Annotated in this window: 16 protein-coding genes; 1 reads left to right on the plus strand and 15 read right to left on the minus strand. The window is 57.9% G+C overall.

Features of this window, described 5'->3' with window-relative positions; genetic code table 11:
• Positions 1–34: 34 nt before the first annotated feature.
• The 12 genes from cysW to BM235_RS06020 form a co-directional block, all read right to left on the minus strand.
• Positions 35–919: a sulfate ABC transporter permease subunit CysW gene (cysW, locus tag BM235_RS05965; RefSeq protein ID WP_090110529.1), complete on the minus strand. Its 885-nt coding sequence runs from the start codon at positions 917–919 to the stop codon at positions 35–37.
• A 12-nt stretch (positions 920–931) separates the two neighbouring features.
• Entirely contained in the window at positions 932–1768 is an 837-nt protein-coding gene (gene cysT / locus BM235_RS05970; protein ID WP_090110531.1) for a sulfate ABC transporter permease subunit CysT, read from the minus strand.
• A gap of 36 nt (positions 1769–1804) precedes the next feature.
• Entirely contained in the window at positions 1805–2944 is a 1140-nt protein-coding gene (locus tag BM235_RS05975; RefSeq protein ID WP_090110533.1) for a sulfate ABC transporter substrate-binding protein, read from the minus strand.
• Between the two features lie 265 nt (positions 2945–3209).
• Positions 3210–4157 (minus strand): ATP-binding protein, encoded by a 948-nt coding sequence (locus tag BM235_RS05980; protein ID WP_090110535.1) that lies wholly within the window; start codon positions 4155–4157, stop codon positions 3210–3212.
• Between the two features lie 121 nt (positions 4158–4278).
• Entirely contained in the window at positions 4279–5802 is a 1524-nt protein-coding gene (locus tag BM235_RS05985; RefSeq protein ID WP_090110537.1) for a DnaD domain protein, read from the minus strand.
• 150 nt (positions 5803–5952) lie between these two features.
• On the minus strand, positions 5953–6576 hold the full coding sequence (gene pilO / locus BM235_RS05990) for a type 4a pilus biogenesis protein PilO (RefSeq protein WP_090110539.1): 624 nt from the start codon (positions 6574–6576) through the stop codon (positions 5953–5955).
• Positions 6548–8059 (minus strand): pilus assembly protein PilM, encoded by a 1512-nt coding sequence (gene pilM / locus BM235_RS05995; protein WP_090110541.1) that lies wholly within the window; start codon positions 8057–8059, stop codon positions 6548–6550. Before pilM ends, pilO begins: the two co-directional genes overlap by 29 nt.
• A 17-nt stretch (positions 8060–8076) precedes the next feature.
• Positions 8077–8835 carry a prepilin peptidase gene (locus BM235_RS06000; protein ID WP_090110543.1) on the minus strand — a complete coding sequence of 253 codons (759 nt, stop codon included), beginning with the start codon at positions 8833–8835 and terminating at the stop codon, positions 8077–8079.
• A 73-nt stretch (positions 8836–8908) separates the two neighbouring features.
• The gene (locus BM235_RS06005) at positions 8909–9427 is read right to left on the minus strand and encodes a prepilin-type N-terminal cleavage/methylation domain-containing protein (protein ID WP_090110545.1); all 519 of its coding nucleotides are present in this window, start codon (positions 9425–9427) and stop codon (positions 8909–8911) included.
• Between the two features lie 115 nt (positions 9428–9542).
• The gene (locus tag BM235_RS06010; RefSeq protein WP_090110547.1) at positions 9543–10751 is read right to left on the minus strand and encodes a type II secretion system F family protein; all 1209 of its coding nucleotides are present in this window, start codon (positions 10749–10751) and stop codon (positions 9543–9545) included.
• The gene (locus BM235_RS06015; RefSeq protein WP_090111066.1) at positions 10751–11794 is read right to left on the minus strand and encodes a type IV pilus twitching motility protein PilT; all 1044 of its coding nucleotides are present in this window, start codon (positions 11792–11794) and stop codon (positions 10751–10753) included. Before BM235_RS06015 ends, BM235_RS06010 begins: the two co-directional genes overlap by 1 nt.
• Positions 11795–11822: 28 nt before the next feature.
• Positions 11823–13490, minus strand: coding sequence for a GspE/PulE family protein (locus BM235_RS06020; RefSeq protein ID WP_090110549.1), 1668 nt, complete (start codon positions 13488–13490; stop codon positions 11823–11825).
• 329 nt (positions 13491–13819) lie between these two features.
• On the opposite strand from BM235_RS06020, the gene BM235_RS06025 reads away from it, so the two are divergent.
• Entirely contained in the window at positions 13820–19762 is a 5943-nt protein-coding gene (locus BM235_RS06025) for an Ig-like domain-containing protein (protein WP_090110551.1), read from the plus strand.
• Positions 19763–19836: 74 nt separating this feature from the next.
• Here BM235_RS06025 and BM235_RS06030 read toward each other — a convergent pair whose 3' ends face one another.
• Genes BM235_RS06030 through BM235_RS06040 form a run of 3 tightly spaced genes read right to left on the minus strand, consistent with a single transcriptional unit; the run spans position 19837 to position 22842 of the window.
• Entirely contained in the window at positions 19837–21765 is a 1929-nt protein-coding gene (locus tag BM235_RS06030) for a hypothetical protein (RefSeq protein ID WP_090110553.1), read from the minus strand.
• 14 nt (positions 21766–21779) lie between these two features.
• Positions 21780–22295: a prepilin-type N-terminal cleavage/methylation domain-containing protein gene (locus tag BM235_RS06035; RefSeq protein WP_158543893.1), complete on the minus strand. Its 516-nt coding sequence runs from the start codon at positions 22293–22295 to the stop codon at positions 21780–21782.
• Positions 22279–22842 (minus strand): type IV pilus modification PilV family protein, encoded by a 564-nt coding sequence (locus BM235_RS06040; RefSeq protein ID WP_158543892.1) that lies wholly within the window; start codon positions 22840–22842, stop codon positions 22279–22281. The genes BM235_RS06035 and BM235_RS06040 overlap by 17 nt, the downstream gene beginning before the upstream one ends.
• Positions 22843–22907: the final 65 nt, after the last annotated feature.

Here is a 22907-nt window from a genome sequence, read left to right on the forward strand (position 1 = left end):
GTGTTTTCGCCTTAGATGACCGTATGATTCGCGCTCAATGCGTACGGCTGTTCGCCATCTTGTGCTCGATGATGCCTTTGATGATCAAGGTGACGATCGCCAGCGCCATGAGAAGCGACGCGACCGCGAACGATGCGGTGTACTGATATTCGTTGTACAAAATCTCGATGTGCAGCGGCAAAGTATTGGTCTCGCCGCGGATATGGCCGGAGACGACCGATACGGCGCCGAACTCGCCCATCGCCCGGGCGTTACAGAGGATAACGCCGTACAATAGACCCCACTTGATGTTGGGCAGCGTCACCTTGAAAAACACCCGCCAGCCCTTGGCGCCCAGGCTGACCGCCGCTTCCTCGTCCTGCACGCCTTGCGTTTCCATGAGCGGGATCAGCTCGCGGGCGACGAACGGGAAGGTGACGAACATCGTCGCCAGGATGATGCCCGGCGTCGCGAACACAATCTTGTAATCGTGCTCCATCAGCCAAGGTCCGATCAGCCCTTGCGCGCCGAAGAGCAAAATGTAGACCATGCCGGAGATGACGGGCGAGACCCCGAACGGCAAGTCGATCAGCGTGATGAGCAAATTTTTGCCGCGAAACTTGAACTTCGTGATCGCCCAGGCCGCCGCAGCGCCGAACAGCGTATTCAGCGGTACGGCGACGACCGCGACCGTGAGCGTCAGCCGGAGCGCAGAGATGGCGTCCGGATCGGAGATCGCTTCCGCGTAGGTCTCCCAGCCTTTGCGGAAGGACTGGGCGATGACCGTCAGCATGGGCAGTACGACGACGAGTCCGACGAAAAGGAGCGCGATCGTGATCAGCACGATGCGCACGCCGCGCGATTCGTTCAGATGCTTGGGACGGACGTGTGCGACTTGAGCAGTTTGAGACGCGGCCGCGGCCGGTACGGCTCCTGACATCGCGAGGCCCCCTTAACTCGTCCGCAGACGGCGGTTGGTCCACCGTTGCAGCGTATTGATGAGCAGCAGGAGCGCGAACGAGATGATCAGCAGTACCAGCGCGATCGCCGTCGCCTGGCTGTATTCGAACTGCTCGAGCTTCGTGATGATGAGCAGCGGCGTGATCTCGGTTTTCATCGGCATGTTGCCGGAGATGAACACGACTGAGCCATACTCTCCGATGCCACGCGAGAAGGCGAGCGCGAAACCCGTGATTAAAGGCGGGATCAGCTCGGGCAGCAGCACCTTGCGGAACGTCCGCCAGCGGTGCGCGCCGAGCAGCGCGGCGGCTTCCTCCATGTCGTTTTCAAGCTCATGAAGCACCGGCTGAACGGTCCGCACGACAAACGGCAATCCGATGAAGATGAGGGCGACCGTGATCCCGAGCGGCGTGTAGGCCACCTTGATGCCGAGCGGGTCCAGCAGCGAGCCGATCCAGCCGTTCGGCGCGTAGATCGACGTGAGCGCGATGCCCGCCACCGCCGTCGGCAACGCGAAGGGCATGTCGATGAGGCCGTCGACGATCTTTTTCCCGGGGAAACGATAGCGTACGAGCACCCAGGCGACGAGGAGGCCGAACACGACGTTGACCAGCGCGGCGAACAGGGAGGTCAGCAAGCTGACCCGGTACGAAGCGAGCACGCGCTCGCTCGTCACGGTGTGCCAGAACTGCGGAAGCGTGAGGCCCGCGGTTTTCACGATCAGCGCCGCCAGCGGGATGAGCACGATAAGGCTCAAATACAGAATGGAATAACCCATCGTAATCCGAAATCCGGGCAATATGCGTTTTTCTTTGACCTGGGAAGCCATTGCGATCGTCCTTCCTCGCTGTCGGGTTAGGAGATATTAACCTTTGGTATAGACTTCGTCGAACGTGCCGCCGTCGGCGAAGTGCTTTTTCTGAGCCTCGGTCCAGCCTCCGAAATCCTTGTCGATCGTGAGCAGATTAAGCGTAGGGAACTGATCCTTGTACTTGTCGGCTACCTCCTGCAGACGAGGACGGTAGAAGTTCTGCGCGGCGATCTCTTGGCCTTCCGGCGTGTAGAGATACTTCAAGTAAGCTTCCGCGACTTCGCGCGTGCCGCGCTTGTCCGCGTTTTTATCGACGACGGCGACCGGCGGTTCGGCCAGGATGCTGAGCGACGGGGTTACGATCTCGAACTCGTCGCCGTATTCCTTCTTGGCGAGGTAAGCTTCGTTTTCCCAGGCAAGCAGTACGTCGCCGATCTTGCGCTCGACGAACGTCGTCGTGGAGCCGCGGGCGCCGGTATCGAGCACGGGCACGTTGGCGAAAAGCTTTTTCAGGAAATCCTTGGTCTTCGCTTCGTCATTGCCGTCCTGCTGCTGCGCGTAGCCCCATGCTGCGAGGTAGTTCCAGCGCGCGCCGCCTGACGTCTTCGGATTCGGCGTGATGACCTGGATGCCGTCCTTGATCAGGTCGCCCCAATCTTTGATGCCCTTCGGATTGCCTTTGCGAACGAGGAAGACGATCGTCGACGTGTAAGGCGAGCTGTTCGATTCGAACGACTGCTGCCAATCCTTCTTGATGAGACCGCTGTCCGTAAGAGAATCGATGTCGTAGGCGAGCGCGAGCGTGACGACGTCCGCTTCGAGACCGTCGAGCACCTTGCGCGCTTGCGAGCCGGAGCCGCCGTGCGACTGGTTGATCTTGACCGTTTGGCCGGTTTCTTTCTTCCAATAGTCCGCGAAGCTCTTGTTAAACGCCTCGTACAGCTCTCTGGTCGGGTCGTAAGATACGTTCAGCAGCTCGATGGACTTCGGCTGGGCGGTCGTCGTAGCCGATGGCTCGGATGAAGCCGAACCGGACGGCGATGCGGATGCAGATGCGGCTCCCGATGCAGATGCCGACGCACTGCCGGAGCTAGCGGCATTGTTGTTGTTGTTCGAGCCGCAAGCGGACAGCAAGGCGACGAACAGGGCCACGACGGCGAACGACATAATTCTTTTAGATGATTTCAATTTCATTTTCAATTCCCCCTCCGGTTATCCGGTAGCAATTCACATAATTCCTACCATTTCAATAGGTTTTAACAAATCATAGCAGGCAGGTGGGTTTAGTGTCAATAAGCTTAATTTAATTCACTTATAAGTTTTGTTGATAGATGAGCTTGAATAACAAAAATAATCAATCGATAAAGAGGTGATTTAGAACGCAAAAAAAAAAGCCGCGCAGCTTAACTGCGGGCTTGGATTTCGGGAAGAATGCGTTAGGACCGAACCGAATGAAGACTTATCCGCGCTGGTTGCGGCCTCGTACGTGCACGACGTCTACAAACGGACGGATCCGGTCCATGAGACGCTGGCCTTTATGAAGCTCCTCGCCTTCCTTGTGGGTAAAGCTGAAGTGCCGCTCGAGCGATTCGAGATCGTGATTGGAGGTGTAAAAGGTCGGCTTGCGGTTCATCCTGTGATTCAGGATCGCGCCGATGACGTGATCGCGAACCCACGGACTCAAGTTTTCGGCGCCGATGTCGTCGAAAACGAGCAAATCCGTTTCCTTCATGAGCGTCATCGTCTCTTTGAGCTTCTGCGGCTCCATCATGAGCGCCTTGGCGTCCTCCACGAAGTCGGGCATGTAGACGATGACGCCGGTCTTGCCCTCCTTGGCGAGCTTATGCAGCAAATAGGCGGCCATGTACGTCTTGCCCGTGCCGAAGCTGCCCATCAGATAGAGCCCCTTCTTCTGAAGGCCGTCGGTTCGCGTCCGGTTCACGTACGCCAGCAGCTGCAACACTGCGTCCTCCCGCTCGTCGTCCAGATCCAGCATTTGTTCGGCTTCGTAGCTGTCGGCTTCGATGTCGACGTTGCTGCTCAGGCTCGTGATTCTGCGACGGACCTGCTCCTGATGCTCGTTGGCGATCCATCTCGCGCACGGCGTCTTGCCGTCGAACAGCTGCCACTTGCCGTTCTGCTCCGCGCAGGTAATCGACGTATAATGGCCTTGCATATCGTTCGGGCAGCGATCCAGCCCCGGGCAATTCCTGCAGCTTCGGTCTTCCTTGGCATATTGATACAGCTTGTTCAAGTTGATGCGGAGGGTTCGTTCTTCCAGGCCGGGGTACCGGCGGCGAATCTGCATGACCAGCGGATCCGTGAGCACCCGTTGGGTCAGGTTGTCCAGATCGCCGACGCCCGGCGCGGCCTTCCAGCTGCGCAGCGCTTCTCCAAGCGACTCCATCGCGATCCCTCCTTTCCGTAGCGAGATAGGTCAAGTGTATAAGTGTATGTCGGGAAAATAAGACAATGGCGTACTCGTTATGCGCGGGGTATGCGTCAATCGCCCGGCGGAGTCCGCCGGCTCAGCTCTTATCCAGCTGCCGCGCGAGGTCGCGGAGCCGCTGACGCTCTTCGGCGGACAGCGCCTTCGCCGGTCCCTTGTCCTCGACGACGGGCATGGACGGCTTGCGCGCGCCCGAGGCGCCCGCGCGGCTGCGCCCCGACGCCGTCTTGCCTTTGCCGGCCGACGCGGGCTCGCTCTCGCCTCTGCGCCTGCGCTCGAGCGTCTCGTTCAGCTTATCCTGCTCGCGCACGTACCGGACGGCTTTGTCATAGGAATCGATGCCCTTGGCAAGCATATTGGCAGCGACCGAATCGATGAAGCTCGCCGTCAGGCGCTGCGCGTGATTCGTGCCGAGCACGTAGTGGATCAGCACGTTGATGACCGCTTCGGGCAGCTTGTAGTTCAGGTCGATGCGCTCGAAGATGCGCGCGAATACGTCGGGTACGGAGCCGGGGAAGAAGCGCTCCAAAAACCGCGTGTGCGGCTCCAGCATGAGCAATCTACCGTATTCGTCCAACGCGACCTGCTTGCTGAGCCGCTCCGGCACCTCGAACGGCGGGACGGCGTACAGCGCCTCGTCCAACGCGGCAGACGCCGCTTCGCCAGAAGCCGCTTCGCTCGAAGCCGCCTCTCCGATGCGCGACAGATAGCGCTCGCGTTCCTCGCCGCGCTTGCGGCCTTGGCGGTAGATCAGGTTCGCCCGGGACTGCAGTTCGTCCCAATGCAGCGTGCCGTCGGGCAGGAAGACGCCGTCTTCGTCCAGCAGGCGGCTGACCTCCGGCAGCTCGAGGTCGAACTTGTACGCCAGGAAGTTGATCTGCGCCATCGACTCCGGCGCGCGGTTCAGCCGCTCGACGTACGCCCGGTTCGACGAGCCTCTCGGGAAGCGGAGCAGCAGCTCGCTGTGGCGCACGCGCTCCGGCTGGGACGCGCCGACGGCCTCGCGGGCGGGCGCCGACTGCGTCAGCGATTGCTCCAGCTCCGGATCGATCTGCGCCGCATTGATGCGGAACAGCTCGTAGAACGGCACCGTGATCTCCTCGCGGTTCAGGAATCGCGCGAGTCCCGAGGGACTGCGCGGCGCGAGCGATTCGCGAAGCTCCATCAGCGCCGGCTTGCCGATCCGGTCCCTTAGCAGCAAAGACAGATGCAAGTTGGCGAAAAACTCGCCGGGCGCAAGCGGACGCTGCAGCACGTACTCGTAGAGCGTCTCGTCCGCCGCCGGATCGTGCTGCCTGAACGTCTGCAGGAGGCCGACTGCCTCCAGCTTCGAGGCGCTCTCGACCAGCGCCTGCCGCCCGGCCGCATTCGGCTCCAAGCCCAGTCCGAGGAACAGCTTGCGCTGCGTCTCGGGCTGCACGCAGCCGGTCTCGTCGTCGCCAAGATGATGGTACAGCAACAGATATAAGCCGATAGAGAGCGCGCCCGCCATCGGTTGATAGAGTTCGGCCAGCACGCGTCGCTCCAGGCCGCCGAGCGAGAAGTCGCGACAGGCGGTATAGCGATGATGCTCCGTAAATTCAAGCTTGTTCGACACTCGCATACCGTATTCGACAACCTTTTTCCATAGAGTGTCTCTCTATTGTAGCATATCCTTCGGTCCCGCTGGTGGTGGAAATCCGCTCCGAAAAATGAAAAGAGGACGGAGCGGAGCGTCGCTCCGCAGCGTCCCCTTCCAATAAAGGAATCGTCACTACTCTTTGTAAGGCAGCAATTCTTCGTCTACCAGATTGCGATAGGACGGATCGAAGAAGGCGGTGAAGTTGACGTTTAACGTCATCGCCTTGCCCAAGTCCGCCGCAGACGGCTTCGCGATCGCGAAGTTGTCCACCGATACGAGACGCGGGAGCTTCTGCAGGGCGCCCACCCATTGAAGCAGCCGATCGTACGTGCCTTCGATGGCGACCGCCGTCTTGAGTTCGCCGACCGAAGCATACGGCGTTTGCTCGCCGCCCAACATGCTCTGCAGCTGATTGCTGTCGGACGCGCTAAAGGTCGCGTTCAGCAGCGCTACGCCTGTCGCCTGGCTGACGCTTTTCAGATCGAGCAGCATCTGCTCCGTATTGTCCGACAGCGGGAGCGCCTGCTGGACGGACGCGTCCGAGTATTCGGCTTCGGCGGAGCTGCCTTCGGCGGCTTTTTTCGCGAGCACATCCGCTTGGCTGCGGAGACTGGCGATCTGATCGCTCTGCTCGGACAATCGCGTATTGAGCGGCATCTGCTTGTACACGACGAACATCAGGAGGAGCAGGAAAAGCAGGACGACGCCGATGAGGATCAGCGATCGTTTATTGAGCTGCGTCTGCAGTCCCGTCATCTCCTTCTCCTCCTTCCGGCTTCTTCATATCGAGCGAATAGATCGCCGTCTTCGAGACGAGCACGGCCGGGCCTTCTCCAGCGGGGCTCTGCGCGACCGACTGCAGCTGCGCCGAAGCCGCGAACGACATATGCTTCAGATCGAATAGATAGCGGGACGCGCTGTCGTAATCCGACAGTTGGACGGTCAGGCCGATTTGGCCCAGACTGCTGTAACTAACGCTTTGGAGTCTGCCCCCGGACGGCAGCTTGCTCTCCAGTTCAGCCAGTATCGCTATCGCGTCGCGGCGATGGCCCCGAATGTCCTCGATCGCCTTGAGCGGATTCGTTTGCCCGGATTGCTGGCTGTTTTTCGCCTCCAGACCGCTCTGCAGCAGCGCGATTTGATCGTTCAGCTGCGCGATCGTCGTTTCGCCGGCTCGAAGATCGGACTTGTTGTCAAAATAATAGTAGGAGACAGCCGCAACCGCCAGCACCCACACGGCCAGCGATACCGCCAGGATGACCGGATACAGGCGCGCATCGCGGTCGACGCGCGGCATGAGATTGATTCGCTTCTTGTCCTGATGCCAAAGCGCAAGACCGACCGCGACTCGATTGTTGTCCGCGCTGTAGGTATGCTGGGTCGCATAGGTATCGAAGGAAAACGCCCGAATGCTCACTTCCGGCTGAGACTGCTGCAATCCCGCAAGCAACTGATTCCGGCCTTGATCCGAACCGACAATAAGCGCTTCAGTTATTCTTGCATTGCCCTCGTGAATGCTGAACTGGTAGAAGTTAAGCATCCGCGCGATCTCGGCCGTCACCTCGGACAGCTGCGTCTCGTTCAGCGCGCCGTCCGAGTCGCTTTGTCCGTAGAGCGCGATCGTCTTCAGGAAGACAGGGTGTCCGCCATGGAACATATAAATCTCGAGCGCGCTCGCGTCCAGGTTGATCAGCATCGTCTCTTCGAACTTCTCGTCCTGCAACTCCCGGATCGCGCGCGCCAGCGCCGTCGCCGACAGCTCGATGCCGGACACTCTAAGGCCCGCTCCCTCGACCATGTCCGTATAGGACTGGATCAACTGCCTGGATGCCGCGAATACGAGTACGTGCGTACTCTCCCCTTCAATGCCGAGCTTGATAAAGTCGTGCAAGGGGTCCTCGAACGGCAGGTGCAGCGTGGTCTCGACTTCCAACGCTACGAGTCCGGCCAGATCTCTCTCGCTGGTGCTCTGGATGCGCAGGCGGCGGACGATGACATGCGACGTAGGAAAAGAAAGCGTCACGGATTGGCCCTGCAGCTTCTCCGCCTTCACCCATTCCGTCAGAAGGCTGCGCGCTTCCGCATAATCCGAGATCCGGTCCTCTTCGAATAGGCCGGGCGGCAGGGGCAGCACGCTGACGCGCTCGATTTCCCAGCTCTTCTTTTTCTTAAGTTTAACGAGTCTTGCCCCGGACGGATCCAGGGTCAGGCCGATGGTCTTGCCGCCTGATCCGAACATTGTGAGTCACGCCCCGTTCAGGTAAATAAAGATAAATAATAATCGATCGCGTCCGCGCCATAGCCGTACGCGAAGCATGCGCCCAGCGCCAGGAAAGGGCCAAACGGCACAGGCTGCTTGCGCTTCACGACGCCGAACGCGATTAGGGCGACCCCGACGAGCGTGCCGGCCAAACAAGCCGCGACTAACGCCACGACCGCGTTCGGCAGTCCGACGACGAAGCCGAGCACCGCGAACAGCTTCACGTCTCCGAGCCCCATTCCGCCCTTCGAGACGATCACGATGAGCAGCAGAATGCCTCCACCGGCGACCGCGCCTAGCAGATGACTCCACCAAGGGATCTTGTTCGGGAGCAGCAGGCAGGCTGCAGCCAGGAATGGCGCGAAGAACAGCAGTACCTTGTTCGGAATGAGCATCGTCGTCAGATCCGATACGGTCACGATGACGCAGAGGCTGACGAGCAAAAGTCCGATGAGCGCGGCCGGGCTCCAACCGAAGGTGGCGTACACCCAGACGAAAAGCAGTCCTGTCGCGGCTTCGCCAAGCGGATAAAGCGGCGACACCGGCGCCTTGCAGTGACGGCATCGGCCGCGAGATAGCAGCCAGCTCGCGATCGGGACGAGGTCGCGTCCCGTAAGCCGCGTCCCGCATCGCGGGCAGCGCGAAGGTGGCGAAACGATTGACTCGCCCGCCGGCACGCGCAGAGCCACGACGTTGTAGAACGATCCGAGCACCGCGCCGAGCGCGAACAGGTATATATATAGAAGAATCGTCATGATGGCGATGGTCGCTTTCGATGTTAGTTAGGAAAAAGGAACCGGTTGGGCCGGTTCCTGGTGTGAAGTAAATTTAAGGAGCAGAAGGTGCAGTAGACACAGGATCTACATCAGACTTCGAAGCGAGCACATCAGAACCCTTGTAATACTTAAGTCCTGTAGCCCCCCCCTCTTCCGTTGTAAAAGAGACATAAAGCAATGCACCATCAGATTGTCTGAACACTACAGTACCGCCTGTAATTGCTGCTTTCGTGCTTGGTAAAACCAGGTTTTGGTCTAGATAATTCTTCCCTTGCAAGGTTTCCGATCCAGCAGCACCGACAATGGGGACAGATAAGTTAGTAGTAGCACCTGTATTCTTAAAATCTCCGCCCTTTTCGGCGGTTACATACAAGCGGGCAGCATCATAAATTTGTCGAGCAGTTGAAATATCAGAATCCTTTTTAGACTTATTAATAATTCCGCCGATCAAAGGCACTGCAATCGCCGCAATAACCGCCAGAATAACGATTACCGCCAAAAGCTCGATCAGCGTAAAGCCCTTTTGATCTTCCTTCGCCTTGCCGAGACGCTTCATTACAGCTGTTCTCATCTTCCAATCCCTCCGCTTTCAATTCATTTTATAAATCTATATGCTCTAGCGCCTGTTGACGCATGGACAATCTGTTCCTGCACTGCTCTCTCCTTGGCTGCCTCACGCTTCCCGCTCAACCCATCTGCCCGTACAGCGTGAACATCGGCAGCATGATCGCAGCGACGATGGTCCCGACGAGCCCGGCCAAGAAAACGATGAGCAGCGGCTCGAGCAGTGACTTGAGCCGGTCGACGGTGTTCTCGACGTCCATCTCGTAGAAGTCGGCGATCTTCTCCAGCATCTGGTCGAGCGCACCTGTCTCTTCGCCGATCGCGATCATCTGTGTGACCATCGGAGGAAACACCCACGATTGCTTGAGCGGCTCGGACAGCGGATTGCCTTGGCGAAGCGAGTCCGCGGATTTGCGGATATAGCCGCCGATGACGACATTGTTGACGAGCTCCTCGACGATCTGCAGCGATTGGAGCACCGGCACCGAGCTCGCATACAGCGAAGACAGCGTGCGGGTCAACTGCGCGATCGCGCCCTTCTGCGCCAGCTTGCCGAAGATCGGCACCTTCAGCTTGCCGTAGTCGATCCAGTACCGTCCCTTATCCGATCGCTTGGCGACCTGATGGGCGACGACGAGCGCGAGCGCGCCGAGCAGCCACAGGTACCATTGATGCTCGATCGATTTGCTGAGCGCGAGCACCATAAGTGTGATGCCAGGCAACTGCGCGTCCATCGATTCGAACATCGACACGAACTGCGGTACGACAGCCTTCAGCAGGTAGATGACCGCGCCGATCGCCAGCACGCCGACGACGAGCGGATAAGTCATCGCCGACTTGATCTTTTCCCGGGTGACATGCTGCTTCTCCAAGAACTTGGCTAGCCGTTCCAGCGTGCCCTCGATATCGCCCGTCTCTTCGCCCGCGCGGATCATGCTGAGGAAGATGGCGGGAAAAATCTTCTTGTGCTCGCCTGCCGACTGCGAGAACGACACGCCCCGCAAGAGCCCCGTATGCACGTCGAGCAACGCCTTTTTGAGCGGCTTGCTCTCGGTCTGCTCGGCCAGAATGGCCGTCGCGTCTACGATGCTGACGCCCGCGCGCATGAGGGTGGCGAACTGCCGGCAGTAAATGATGAAGTGCTCGTGCTTGACCGGATTCCCGATGTAGATGTCCGCGTTGAGAAAGGTCGTCTTCTGCTCATTGAGCGACAGAACGACGAGGTTTCTCTTGCGCAGCTCGTCCATCGCCGCCGACTTGCTCGAGGCCGATAGCTTCCCTTTGATCTGCCGTCCGGTCTGACTTCGAACCTGATACAGAAAGTCCGCCATCAGAGTACACCCGGCTCAGCCAGATAAGCCCGCGCATAGGCCGGTTCGACCGCGCCCGCCTGCAGCAGCTCCTTGATCGAGTTCTCCAGCGTATGCATGCCAAGCTGACGGCCGGTCTGCATGACGCTCTTGATCTGATGGATCTTCTCCGTACGGATCAGATTCGCCACCGCCGGCGTATTGACCAGAATCTCCGTGGCGCAGGCTCTGCCCCGGTTCTGCGTCCGCGGCAGCAGCCGCTGCGAGATGACGGCGACGAGCACCGCGGCGAGCTGGGCGCGAATCTGTCCCTGCTGATGGCCGGGGAACGCATCGATGATCCGGTCGATCGTCTGCGGCGCGTCGGTCGTGTGCAACGTCGCGAAAACGAGATGTCCGGTCTCGGCCGCCGTCACTGCGGCCGAGATCGTCTCCAAATCGCGCATCTCGCCGACCAGGATGACGTCGGGGTCCTGGCGCAGCGCGGCGCGCAGGCCGTTGGCGAAGCTCTTGGTGTCGCTGCCGACTTCGCGCTGATCGATGATCGACGAACCGTGTCCGTGCAAGTACTCGATCGGATCCTCCAACGTTACGATGTGCTTTTTCTCATGCGTATTGATGTACTTGATCATCGCGGCCAGCGTCGAGGACTTGCCGGAGCCTGTGGGTCCAGTCACCAGGATCAGCCCTTGCGGCTTGGCTGCTAGCGTGCTCAGAATCGGAGGCAACTGCAACTGCTCCAGCGTCGGAATCTGCGTCGGGATCGTCCGAACCGCGATGCTCACCTTACCCCGCTGTCGATAAGCGTTCACCCGGAACCGCGACAGCCCTTCGAGTTCATAGGAAAAGTCCAGTTCTCCCGCTCGCTCGAAACGCTCCTTTTGCTCCTCGTCGATGAGCGCCAGCGCCATGTGCACGGCCTCGTCGGCCGTTACCTTTTCCTCGCCGACGGTCTGCAGCTTGCCGTTCACCCGCAGGATCGGGGGCGAATCGACCGAGATATGCAGGTCGGACGCGCCGGCCTCGTGCGCCGCTCGCAGCAGGTCTACCATGCGGCTCTTCATCACTGCTGTCATCATCTTCCCCCTTTCCCTAATAGGCGACAGTCTCGCGGATTACTTCCTGAAGCGTCGTGATGCCGCCGAGCACCTTGGCGAAGCCGTCGTCCATCAGGCCGATCATGCCCTGCTCCGCCGCCGCGGTCCGAAGCTCCTCTACGGTCGCGTTCTCCGAGACCATCCGCCGCAGCGCGTCGTTCATGCCCAGCACTTCGTGAATGGCGACGCGTCCCCGGTAGCCCGTCTTGTTGCAGTTGCCGCAGCCCTTGCCCACATGGAGCTTGTCCGCCTGCAGGCCGCGTCCTTGGAGCAGCATCGCCTCCTGCTCGGTCGGCGCCTGCTCGGTCTTGCACTCTGGACAGATGCGGCGCACGAGCCGCTGGGCGACGACCCCGATGAGCGACGAAGCGACTAAGTAGGGCTCCACGCCCATGTCGCGCAGCCGAGTCACCGTGCTGATCGCGTCGTTCGTGTGCAGCGTGGACAGCACGAGATGTCCCGTTAGCGAGGCGCGGATCGCGATCTCTGCCGTCTCCGTATCCCGGATCTCGCCCACCATGACGATGTTCGGATCCTGACGAAGGATGGAGCGAAGGCCGGCCGCGAACGTCAACCCGATGGTCGGATTGACATGGACCTGATTGATGCCTTCGAGCTGGTATTCGACCGGATCTTCGACCGTGATGATGTTGGCGGCTTCCTGGTTCAAATGGTTCAGCGCGGAGTAGAGCGTCGTCGTCTTGCCGCTGCCGGTCGGTCCGGTGATGAGCAGAATGCCGTACGGGCGTTCGATCATTTCCCGGAAAATAGCCTGGTTGCGTTTGCCGAAGCCGAGCAGGTCGATCGACTTCACCCCGGTACTGAGATCCAGGAGCCGAAGCACGATCTTTTCCCCGTGAATCGTCGGCAGCGAGGAGACCCGGATGTCGATCGTCCGATTGTCGAACGTCATCTTCATCCGGCCGTCCTGGGGCAATCGCCGTTCGGCGATGTTCAATCTGGCCATGATCTTGAGACGAGCGGTAATAAAGCCCTGCATCTGCTTCGGGATCGTCCGTTCCGTCCGAAGCACGCCGTCCAGCCGGTATCGGATCGACACGCTCGCCTCGCCGGGATCGACGTGTATGTCCGATACCCGCAGCTGCATCGCCTGTTGAATCATCTGGTTGACGAGGCGCACGACGGGAGAGTCTTCGTTGGTAATCTCGGTCTCGCGAATCTCTTCCTGCGTCGTCGGGAGCTCGCCCATGATCTGGCTCATCGAATCCTGAAGGCCGTAGTGGCGGGCGATCGCGCGGTTGAGCTCGTCCCGGCTCGTAATGGCGGGCTCGATCCGGAACCCCGTGCTCATCCGCATCTCTTCGATCGCGAAGTAATCGAGCGGATCCGCCATCGCGACGAGCAGCTTGCCGCCTTCCTTATGGATCGGGATCGCCTGATAACGCCTCGCCAGCGCTTCGGGAAGGATCTGCGTGATGGAAGGCTCGATCTGATATTTGAAGAGGCTGACATGCGGGATGCCGAGCTGGAATTCGAGCACTTCGATCAGCTGCTGCTCGTTGATGTAGCCCTGCGTGATGAGCAGGTCGCCCAGCTTCTGCTTCGTCTTGCGCTGCTCCTGGAGCGCTTCCTGAAGCTGCGCCTCGGAGATGATCTGGCTCTCGACCAGCAAGTCTCCCAATCTCTTCTTCACGATCGCCAATCCGATCACCCCTGACACTAGTCCTATAGTCCTGCATTTATATGTTTAATGGCTTAGGAATTTCCAGTGAAATAAATGATACCACTCGACATTTTTCCAAGTTTTTTCTCAGAAGGATTATATCTCGTCGTATAATGAAAAGACAAGCAGCTTTTTGTGGCATAATTATCCAAAACCCGACATGAAATTTGTTCAGTAATTTTTCAGAAGAATATGGTAAAATCGTTTAGGAGAGTTCTAGGTCTATCATCCTATTTATTGACAAATCGACTTTTTCAACTCACTTATTCAGCTATCGTGTCTAGATAAAATCGCTAGGGGGAAATAAGATGTCGCGAGTTCGGAAATGGTTGAGCTTGGCAATGGCGACGGTTCTAATCTTTGGAGGCTTGCCGCTAACCGGACTTGGGCCGGCTCATTCGCATGCGGCTACGTACACGATCGTTACGCTCACCGGAACGACGCCAAGCAATGCCGTTCAGAACGTCGTTTTGAATGGCTCGCAATTGCAACTCGGAACAGGAGCCGCGGCCAAATTCGTTATGACCGATTGGGGCGACGGCACCGTCTCGCTGCGCGCGCAGGCGAACGGCATGTTCGTCACGGCCAGCGGGACCAACGATTTAACCGCTACTGCAACTGCGGTCAAAATGACCGAGACCTTCAAAAAAGAATCTTCCGGCAGCGCGTTTACTTTAAAATCCCTTTCGAATAGCAAGTATTTAACGACCTCTTCCCCTAACAATGGCAATAATGCCACGACTACGATTAAAGCCAATAGCGACGCGGCGACGGATGCCAAACAGAAATTCAATATCATCGACGTCTCTCCCGCCTCCTCCAAGCAAGAAATCCGCGTGCTTGAAATCACGGACGACGGCACGTCGGATCTGTTGCCCATTCTGGGCGGCTACAACAATCCGGTCATCAAGATCGACTCCATCCGGATGAAGCAATTCGTCGCGCAGCGGGACGAGCTCGACGGTCGCTACGATGCCATTTACATCGGGAAAGGCGCCTACAACGCCACGCTCGTCTCTACCAGCGGCCAGAACCACGATACGAAAAGCATCATGAACGACATCACGAATTTAAAAATGGGAGAAATCCAGAAATACTATATCGATCGCGGGCTGCCCGTCATCGTCTATAGCCAGAAAACGAGTTCTTCATCAAGCGGCGCCCTATACCAAAATAAAGCGGGCATTCTGAATGCCGCTCTGTTGCCTTACGCGACCGCCCTTTCCGGGTCAGGCGATAAGTTCGTCCCCGCCTCGAACAAGAGCAACGTGATTTTTGTCGGCGATTCGAGCATAGATAGCGCCGGCAATTTTCTGACGAAGACCGATCTGATCAACCGCGCCGCCGAACGGCCGCGCCTTGTCGTAACGGGCAAACCGATCGATTATACCGTCAACCAGAATCAAATATACGTGGCAGGGGATACGCTCACCTATACGTTCGACGTAGCCAATGTCGGCAATATCGCCCAGCGGAGCATGACCGCCAACCTGTATATCGGCATCGACAGCGTGCTGAAGTTCGATTCGAACAACCTGATCGTCTCGCAGCCCGTGACGTCCACGACCGGCAATACGCTCACCTTCCGCCTGCCCAAAGGCTACTCCGGCGTTCACTATTGGAAGCTTGAGCTCGTCGATCAAGGCAGCAAGCTGAAGGATATCCAAAGCGGCGTCCTCCGGTTCCGCGACGAGGTCACGAAGATCAACGTCCTGCAGGTCGTGACCAGCAACGCGGACACGACCAGCAGCCTGCTCAAGAGCAACAACATGAATCAAAGCTATCTCAAGACGGAAGACTACGAGATCGCCATCACGGTCATGTCCATGAACAACTTCAACAACAGCGGCTACACCAAGCTCAACGGTTACTACGACATGCTGATCTTCGGCTTCGCGGACTCCTACAACGGCGGCGCCAACATCAGCGCAACGGCCGCCGCCGCAGTCAATGCTTATATCGCCACGGGACAAAGCGTCATGTTCACGCACGATACCATCTACCAGGGCAGCTCGAATTGGATCAGCTACTTCCAGACGGCGACGGGCCAATTAAGTCCGATGACCAATATGGGTCTCAATGCGCCGAACCAATCGACGACGACCAAAAAGGTGAACGACGGCCTGCTGACCCGATTCCCGTTCAACATCAGCAGCGTCATCACGCAGGTCAACACGACGCATGACCAGTACTTCGGCCTGAAGCTCGAAGATCCGAATTTGATCCCGTGGTACAACATCACGGGCGGTCCGCGGGACGACGACGACAGCTGGAACCACTATTATACGTACTCGTACGGCAACGTCACCTACTCCGGTACCGGACATACGAACCACGATTTCCCCGATTGGGAGCAGCGCCTGTTCGTCAATACGATGTACCGGGCGTTTATCGGATCGAACCATGCGCCGATTGTGAACGTCAGCACGCCTACGAACTACGCGGATACCGGCAAGATCATTCCGTCGTACAACAAGGTGCTGCTCAGCTATACGCCGCAGGACTACGACGTCATCGACCGCTCGCTTAGTACGGCCGTCACGTTTAAGTACCGGGCTACCGCCTCGGACGCCTGGACCGAAAGGCAGGTCAAAGCGTACACCGACGTCAAAACCGGCGAGATCGTCACCGAATCGTACGACAATCCGCTGCCGAACGGCGGCGACCTGGTTATCTACGTCACGGCGAGGGACAAAAGCGGCGCCAGCACGACCCAGACGATCACGACCAAAGTCGTAAAGGTGACCGCCAACGTGGATCTGACCCGTACGCTCTCCGCCAACGTCGTGAACAACCAGATTGAAAAGAACGTGCCTTTTACGATGACGTACACGATCACGCCGAAAAATATTCCTTATCAAAACGGCATCAGCGCAGACGACTTGCTCATCAAGAACTTCAAGCTGGACGAGAAGCTGCCTGCCAATCTAGAAGTGATCGCGGCCGACGCATCGCCGCTGCTGCTGAATCCGGCCGTGGCCGGCACGCTTGCGTCAGGCTACAAGCTGACCGGCTCGCTGGCCGACATCCAATACCGACTGAGCCCGGACCGCAAAAACTTCATCGCCGACCCGGTCAGCTTCACGGTGAAGGCCACGCCGAAGCAGAACGGCAGCTACCTGCTCGACAATTCGTATCTCAACTTTACGGACTTCTACGTAAACGGGGCCATCGTCACCAAGGATATCGAACGCAGCCTGCAGTTCCAGCCTTATCAGATTCAAGCGGTCACCAAAATGGCTAGCCTGAGTCTACCGGACACGGTCATCGCGAAAGGCGACGAGTCGATCCTGGCGCCTGTCATCGGTCCTGACGATACGTCCAACAAAACGCTGACCTGGACGACCGATCATCCCGAACTCGTCACGGTCGACGCCAAAGGCGTCATCAAGGGTATCGCCGAAGGCACGGCCAAGATCACGGCGACGGCGACGGACGGCAGCGGCCTGACCGCCGTGTCGAACGTGACGGTCGTCGTGCCGGGCATCAACGTCGTCGGACCGAACACCGTCAACGTCGACGACACGATCAATCTTGAAGCCAAGCTCATCCTGGCGAACGAGACGCTGACCGGGCTCACCTGGTCCGTCGGCTCCGGCCAATCCGCGGTCGGCGAGCTCGGCAGCGGCGCTGACGACATGAAGAAGACGCTGACCGGCGTCAATGCCGGGCCGATCGACATCACGGTCGTCGCCACGACCAGCAAAGACAAGACCTATACCAAGACCTATCGCGTCACCGTCATCCAGCCGATTCAACTGACGCTCCCTGCCGAAGTTCATATCGGGCTCGGCACGGAGTGGAAGCGGGATCTGTGGAATACCGCGCTCGGCGTGACGCCTGAGGCGAGCAAGACAAGCATCCAGAGCTATACGACGTGGACGAGCGGCGACGCCGCCATCGTCGAGGCAGGAGCAAGCAACGGCGTCGTGATCGGCAAAAAGACCGGCTCCGTCACGGTCGGCGCTTCGTATCAGAAAAATCCGAAGACGACGCCGGTCACCGCATCGACGCGCGTCGCGGTCGTAGACCTCAGCGTGCCTGAACAAGTTACGTTGGGCAAAGGCAAGACATTGGACGTCAAAGCGCTGGTCGGCGCGGCGCCTGCCGAAGTTAGTTCGACGGTACTGAGCCGTCTGACCTGGACCGACGAGTCGGGTAAAAACTTCGCGTCCGTCGGCGCATCGACCGGGATCGTCTCCGGCACGGCTGCAGGCGTTGAAAACGTCACGGTGACGTATCGCCAGACGGACGGCGGACCGATCGTCATACAGAAGACGATCCAAGTGAACGTGGTGGACATTAGCGGCCCGTCCGACGTACTTGTCGCCAAGGGGGACAAGATCGATCTGGCCGCACTGATTCAAGTCTTGCCAGGGAGCCTGGAAACGGGCATCCGGGAGCATCTGAGCTGGAGCAGCGAGGCTGCCGGCACTGCCCTTGTCGGACAGGACGGGGTAGCGACCGGCAAGGGAGCGGGCACGTCGAAGATCACGGTGTCGTACAGAGAAAAGCCGGATGGGCCGGTCATCGCCGAATGGACCTTAAACGTTCATGTGGTCGACCTGTCGCTCAAGGATAGCGTCACGCTTGCCGTCGGCGGCAGCTACGACCTGAACGGCGCGATCGTCACCGCCAATCCGTCGAGTATCGTAAAGGATCTGAAATGGAGCGACGAACCCGGAAGAACCTATGCATCCGTAGACGCTGCTACCGGGATTGTCACCGGCAACGCCCCCGGCTCCGAAACGATCACGGTGACTTACGCCCTGCCGGGAAACAGCAATACGACGATAACGAAGACGATTGCCGTCAACGTCGTTAAGCTCGACGGCCGTACGGCGACGATCCCCGTCGGCATGACCGTCGACCTGAAGGATCTGCTGGCCATCAAGCCCGATTCGCTCGACTCCCAGATTAAGGCCTCAGTGACCTGGAGCGAAGACGTAACGAACAGCACGATCACGGTCAGCAATAGCACGGCTACGGGCAAACGTGTCGGGAAGGAGTCGGTTGCTGCATCCTATAGGCCCGATCCGGCGCGCCCATCGATCGATACGAGCGTACAAGTCGAGGTCATCCCCGTAGATCTCAATCTGCCTGAAACGTTGACGATCGGGCTCTGGTCGGAAGAACTCAATTACGACTTCGATCTGTCAGACAGTCTAGGAATCGAGCCTGTTGAATGGAGAAGCTCGATATTGCCGTATATCACTTGGTCAAATACGGACGCCGGGGATAAGGTCGGTTTAAGCGGCAGCACCATCAGAGGCCTTCAAGCGGGCAACGAGCACATCAGCGCCGTCTATGCGAATCCGGCCGCGCCTGATTATACCGCTTCGGGCACCGTCAATATTCGCGTCGTCGGGCTGTCGTTCGACGGACCGATCACGATCGGCAATACGATGAGCGAATCGCTCGCCTCGCACATCAAGATCGAGCCCGAGGCGCGCCGCGACGAGATTCTGCCTCAGCTTCACTGGTCGGTCGAGTCTGGCAACCAGTACCTCACCGTATCGAACACGGGCACGGTCACTGGAGAGACGCCGGACAACAAGCCCGGTAATGGCGTCATTCTCGTGACTTACGCGCCGAAGGACGCGGTTGCGATCATTACCGCCAAGATCGAAGTGAACGTCGATCCGGTCTATCTAGGCCCGGCGACTTCGAAGACGGTTCGATGGAATCAGCCTGCGATCGACCTCTTGCAGGACGATACGCTCTCAAAGCTGCCTGCGGACATTAAGAGCAAGCTGCATTGGACGATCAAGGACGACAATAAGTCCGTGCTGACCGGCAGCAGCCTGACTCCGAGCAAGACGGGCACCGCGACCGTTACGGTCGCCTACCGGAAGACGGACGCGGGTCCCGACATCGCGAAGCGGGTATTTACCATTAACATTGTCGAGCTCTCCCTGCCAGCGTCTCTCTCGATCGCATCGGGAGCGACCTACGATCTGAAGCCGGGACCTCTCAGCACGGTAGACAAGCTCGGCATCCTGCCGACATCAGGGCAAGTGCACGATGCGATCGCCGGCAATCTCAAGTGGAGCGACGAAGGCAAAAATAACTTGACGGTCGACAATGCCGGAATCATTACGGCAAAAATAAACAATAGCAAGTATCCTGTCACCGAGACCGTTACAGTCAGCTACAAACCTAGCGACGGCGCGGAGATTAAGGCCTCCGTCATCGTCTCGGTGCTCCCAGCCGTACAGAACAAGCCGACTTACGGCGGCAATAAGTACTAGTTTAAACGTATACGAAGCAAGCAAAGAGCCCCTCGTCGGAGGGGCTCTTTGCTTGGAATTTATGCCTTGCATGTTTATTTGTCGGCGTCGGCAAAGTGCTTTTTGCCGATCCGCATATTAATCGTCTTCACGCGGGGAAGCCCGACTGCCTGATTGGCATAAATCTGATCGTCGTACTGGATGATAAAGCGGCTCCGCAGCCGATCTTGATCATCGACCGGGATCCCGTTCAGATTATTGTCCGGAATTAGATACGTAGCGTCTTCACTAGGCTTTTGCGTATTGCCCAGCACCGCGTTGATCGTCAGCTCTCCTTTGGCAAAGAAGCCTCCGCGAATCCAGAAAGCGGAACCGACGCCGTACAGCTCCGCATCGGAATCGGTATAGAAAAAGGCTTTCAGCAGCGGCGGGTTGCCCGAGCCTTGAGTGGATGCTCTCTTCACAAACGGGGATGCGATCGTGTTGAACGAATCAACGCGATTAATAAATATTTTGCCTTTGGCGATCAGCAGCAGCTCTTTCTCTACGCCGTTCACCTTGAGGCCCGCGATCTCGGCATCCTCGATCGTCGCTTTGCCGAGCGTGATGATCGTCGCGTCCATGCTGACTCTGCCTCTGATTTTAACGTCGCCATTGACCAGAATATTGCCTAGTATTTCGAGCGGCGCCCCGCTCTGATTGTCGATCGTCAGGTTGCCGTTGACGATGAGCCAAGCGCTTTTCATGTACGAACCGTTGATTTCGCGTTTGTTTTTGACGTCGGGATCGAACTTCATGTGCTGCAGTTCATTGCCGTTGATCGTCAGACTGCCGTCGTAAATCGCCGTCTTGTCCAGCGATTGCCCGCTGGCGAATAAGAGCTGATAGTTCGCAAAATCCTCGTAATACTGCTGGATATCGTCTTCCTTATCGGTCGTCGGATAGGTCGGCTTCTCGGGAAGGTCAATGATACCGGCACGGTTCGCCAAGCTTTGGATTCGTTGATGCGCGCTTTCGCTCGCGTAGGCCGAGGCAGCTTCCAAATTGTTCAACGAACCTTTATTGATATCTTTGATCCCTGGATAGAGTGTCGGGTTGTCCCGATCCATCTTGCTGTCGCCGGAAGCCTCGGCCAACTTATCCAGGAAGGATTCTTCAATATTTACGGATACGAACTTACTCTTGTCCCTGTAAACGATATTGTCGATCGTATTGTTGACGACGGTCTTTAGCTGAAGCTTGCTGTTATCGGTACCGTCGAGCTGAATCGGCGAATAATTCGAACCGGTCTGATAATCGCAATAATCCGGTCCCGTACAGGACAATATGCTTTTTTCGTTTTGAACGTAGATGTCTCCGTCGAGCGTCGGGAACTGGGAGGGCGTGAATTGATCCTTCTCTTCGATCGCCCGATTGTACCGGTATTCGGCCTGGTTTTTAGCCCGCAAGTCCAGCCCCGAGTAAAAATCCCCGATAATATAAGGCGCGCCGTTGATATTGACGTTGCTCTCCGAGCCGAACGCGTACTTCAAAAACTCGGGGTACGAATCGAGCGTAATGTCCTGCGCCAAAATCCGTTTGACGCCGTTGACCTCCGCCTCGGCCTTAATTTTAATCTGGAGCTCAACCTTGTCCACCGGCGCGCCGCCGCTTACGACAGATTGCGTGTTATACGCATCCGGCAGTTCGATGTCCAAAATTCTGCCCTTCGCGCCTTGCAATCCGCTTTTCGTATCCGATCCGTTCACCTTCGTCTGGATCTCTTTGAGATCGTTCGGCAGCTGCTCCAGATCGATCGCGCCTTCCTTCTTGTCGAACTTGAGCGCGATCTCAGCGGCGGCTTCGTTCAATGCGCGCTCGGCCAGGTGCAGGCTCTGCACGTCGTTCTCGCGCGTCTCCGCGCGCTTCGCGCCGCCCAACGTCGCGCCCATAATCGCGACGCCCAAGACCGTAAAGACGAGCACCATAAATACGACGAGCAACAGCGCGGAGCCGCGTTCTTCCCGCGGACGAAGCGTCCTCATGTTGATCCTCCCCTTCAAAATCCGAACCGGCTCTCAAGCTCGAGCTCTTGCCTTCTGCCGCCGTACATCTGATAAAGCACGAGTTTGATATCGACCCTGCCGCTGCCGCAGGTCGGCGAGGCCGGCGTGCAGACGAGCGTAATGCCCGAGCGGTCTTGATCGATCCTGGAGTCCGTCGCGATTTCCTGGATGCTCGAGGTCTTGGTATTAACCACCTGAAGCTGTTCGTTCGCGAGCCGAATCGAGAAGGTGTCTTCTTCTTCAACTCCGACGATGTCGATGCCCGACGCGGACTGGGTAACTGACTTCGCGCCCTTGTCGTATAGCTGGGAGATCACGGTCGACATGATCAGATCCCCTTCGTCCCGGAGCGAATTTTCGATCGTCACCTTGTGATAGGTATTGAACCCGAAGTGAATGACGCCGTAGATAGCCAATAAGGCCATGGACATAATGGATATGGAAGCAATCAGCTCGATCAAGGTCATGCCGCGCTCGTCACCGCGGATTCTTCTAACGAATCTTTTCATTCGCGATATATCCCTCCACTTCCGAAGCGCTCCGCTTGTCCGCGGGATCGGCGGCATCGACCACGCTGATTCTGACCGGGATCAGGTACGGGGCCAGTTCTTTCTTGTCGTCGGAAAAAATCGAAGGATCGTAGGTTATGCTTGCAAAATACCGGTTGCCGTTCACTACGGGCGTCAATACGTCCCATAGCGTCGGCACCTGCTGCAGCAGATCGTTCATCTGCGTAGTGCAAACGGGACGGCTCGGACCGTTAACGGTACAAGCTGCCGGGTTAAACGTGACGGTCCCGTCCTCGGCTAATAAGTTTTTGTCGAGAAAGTAGCCCTTCATCGTTTCAAAACTCTGCTTTTCCACGAAAAACAGCGCGTTCCGCGCCAGATTCACCGCCACCGTCTTGTTCTGGTTCCCCTTCGCGTAGCTCATCGCCTGTATGAAAAACGCCGTCATGGCCAAAGAAACGATCGATAGGATCGTGATTGCCGCCAACACCTCGATTAACGAGAAGCCTTCTTCAGCCGACCGGCGTTTACGGAGCCAAGTTCCCAAAATACACTACCTACTTCCTATAAAAATAGCTACTTTCTACCTAAATTATTCTCTTATTTTAACAT

Source organism: Cohnella sp. OV330, from assembly GCF_900112065.1.
Classification (GTDB): Bacteria; Bacillota; Bacilli; order Paenibacillales; family Paenibacillaceae; genus Cohnella.

What these genes read in the sequence shown, in the direction of transcription:
- cysW (WP_090110529.1), bottom strand. Translation starts at nt 919, where the DNA reads ATGTCAGGAGCCGTACCGGCCGCGGCCGCGTCTCAAACTGCTCAAGTC.
- cysT (WP_090110531.1), bottom strand. Translation starts at nt 1,768, where the DNA reads ATGGCTTCCCAGGTCAAAGAAAAACGCATATTGCCCGGATTTCGGATT.
- BM235_RS05975 (WP_090110533.1), bottom strand. Translation starts at nt 2,944, where the DNA reads ATGAAATTGAAATCATCTAAAAGAATTATGTCGTTCGCCGTCGTGGCC.
- BM235_RS05980 (WP_090110535.1), bottom strand. Translation starts at nt 4,157, where the DNA reads ATGGAGTCGCTTGGAGAAGCGCTGCGCAGCTGGAAGGCCGCGCCGGGC.
- BM235_RS05985 (WP_090110537.1), bottom strand. Translation starts at nt 5,802, where the DNA reads ATGCGAGTGTCGAACAAGCTTGAATTTACGGAGCATCATCGCTATACC.
- pilO (WP_090110539.1), bottom strand. Translation starts at nt 6,576, where the DNA reads ATGACGGGACTGCAGACGCAGCTCAATAAACGATCGCTGATCCTCATC.
- pilM (WP_090110541.1), bottom strand. Translation starts at nt 8,059, where the DNA reads ATGTTCGGATCAGGCGGCAAGACCATCGGCCTGACCCTGGATCCGTCC.
- BM235_RS06000 (WP_090110543.1), bottom strand. Translation starts at nt 8,835, where the DNA reads ATGACGATTCTTCTATATATATACCTGTTCGCGCTCGGCGCGGTGCTC.
- BM235_RS06005 (WP_090110545.1), bottom strand. Translation starts at nt 9,427, where the DNA reads ATGAGAACAGCTGTAATGAAGCGTCTCGGCAAGGCGAAGGAAGATCAA.
- BM235_RS06010 (WP_090110547.1), bottom strand. Translation starts at nt 10,751, where the DNA reads ATGGCGGACTTTCTGTATCAGGTTCGAAGTCAGACCGGACGGCAGATC.
- BM235_RS06015 (WP_090111066.1), bottom strand. Translation starts at nt 11,794, where the DNA reads ATGAAGAGCCGCATGGTAGACCTGCTGCGAGCGGCGCACGAGGCCGGC.
- BM235_RS06025 (WP_090110551.1), top strand. Translation starts at nt 13,820, where the DNA reads ATGTCGCGAGTTCGGAAATGGTTGAGCTTGGCAATGGCGACGGTTCTA.
- BM235_RS06030 (WP_090110553.1), bottom strand. Translation starts at nt 21,765, where the DNA reads ATGAGGACGCTTCGTCCGCGGGAAGAACGCGGCTCCGCGCTGTTGCTC.
- BM235_RS06035 (WP_158543893.1), bottom strand. Translation starts at nt 22,295, where the DNA reads ATGAAAAGATTCGTTAGAAGAATCCGCGGTGACGAGCGCGGCATGACC.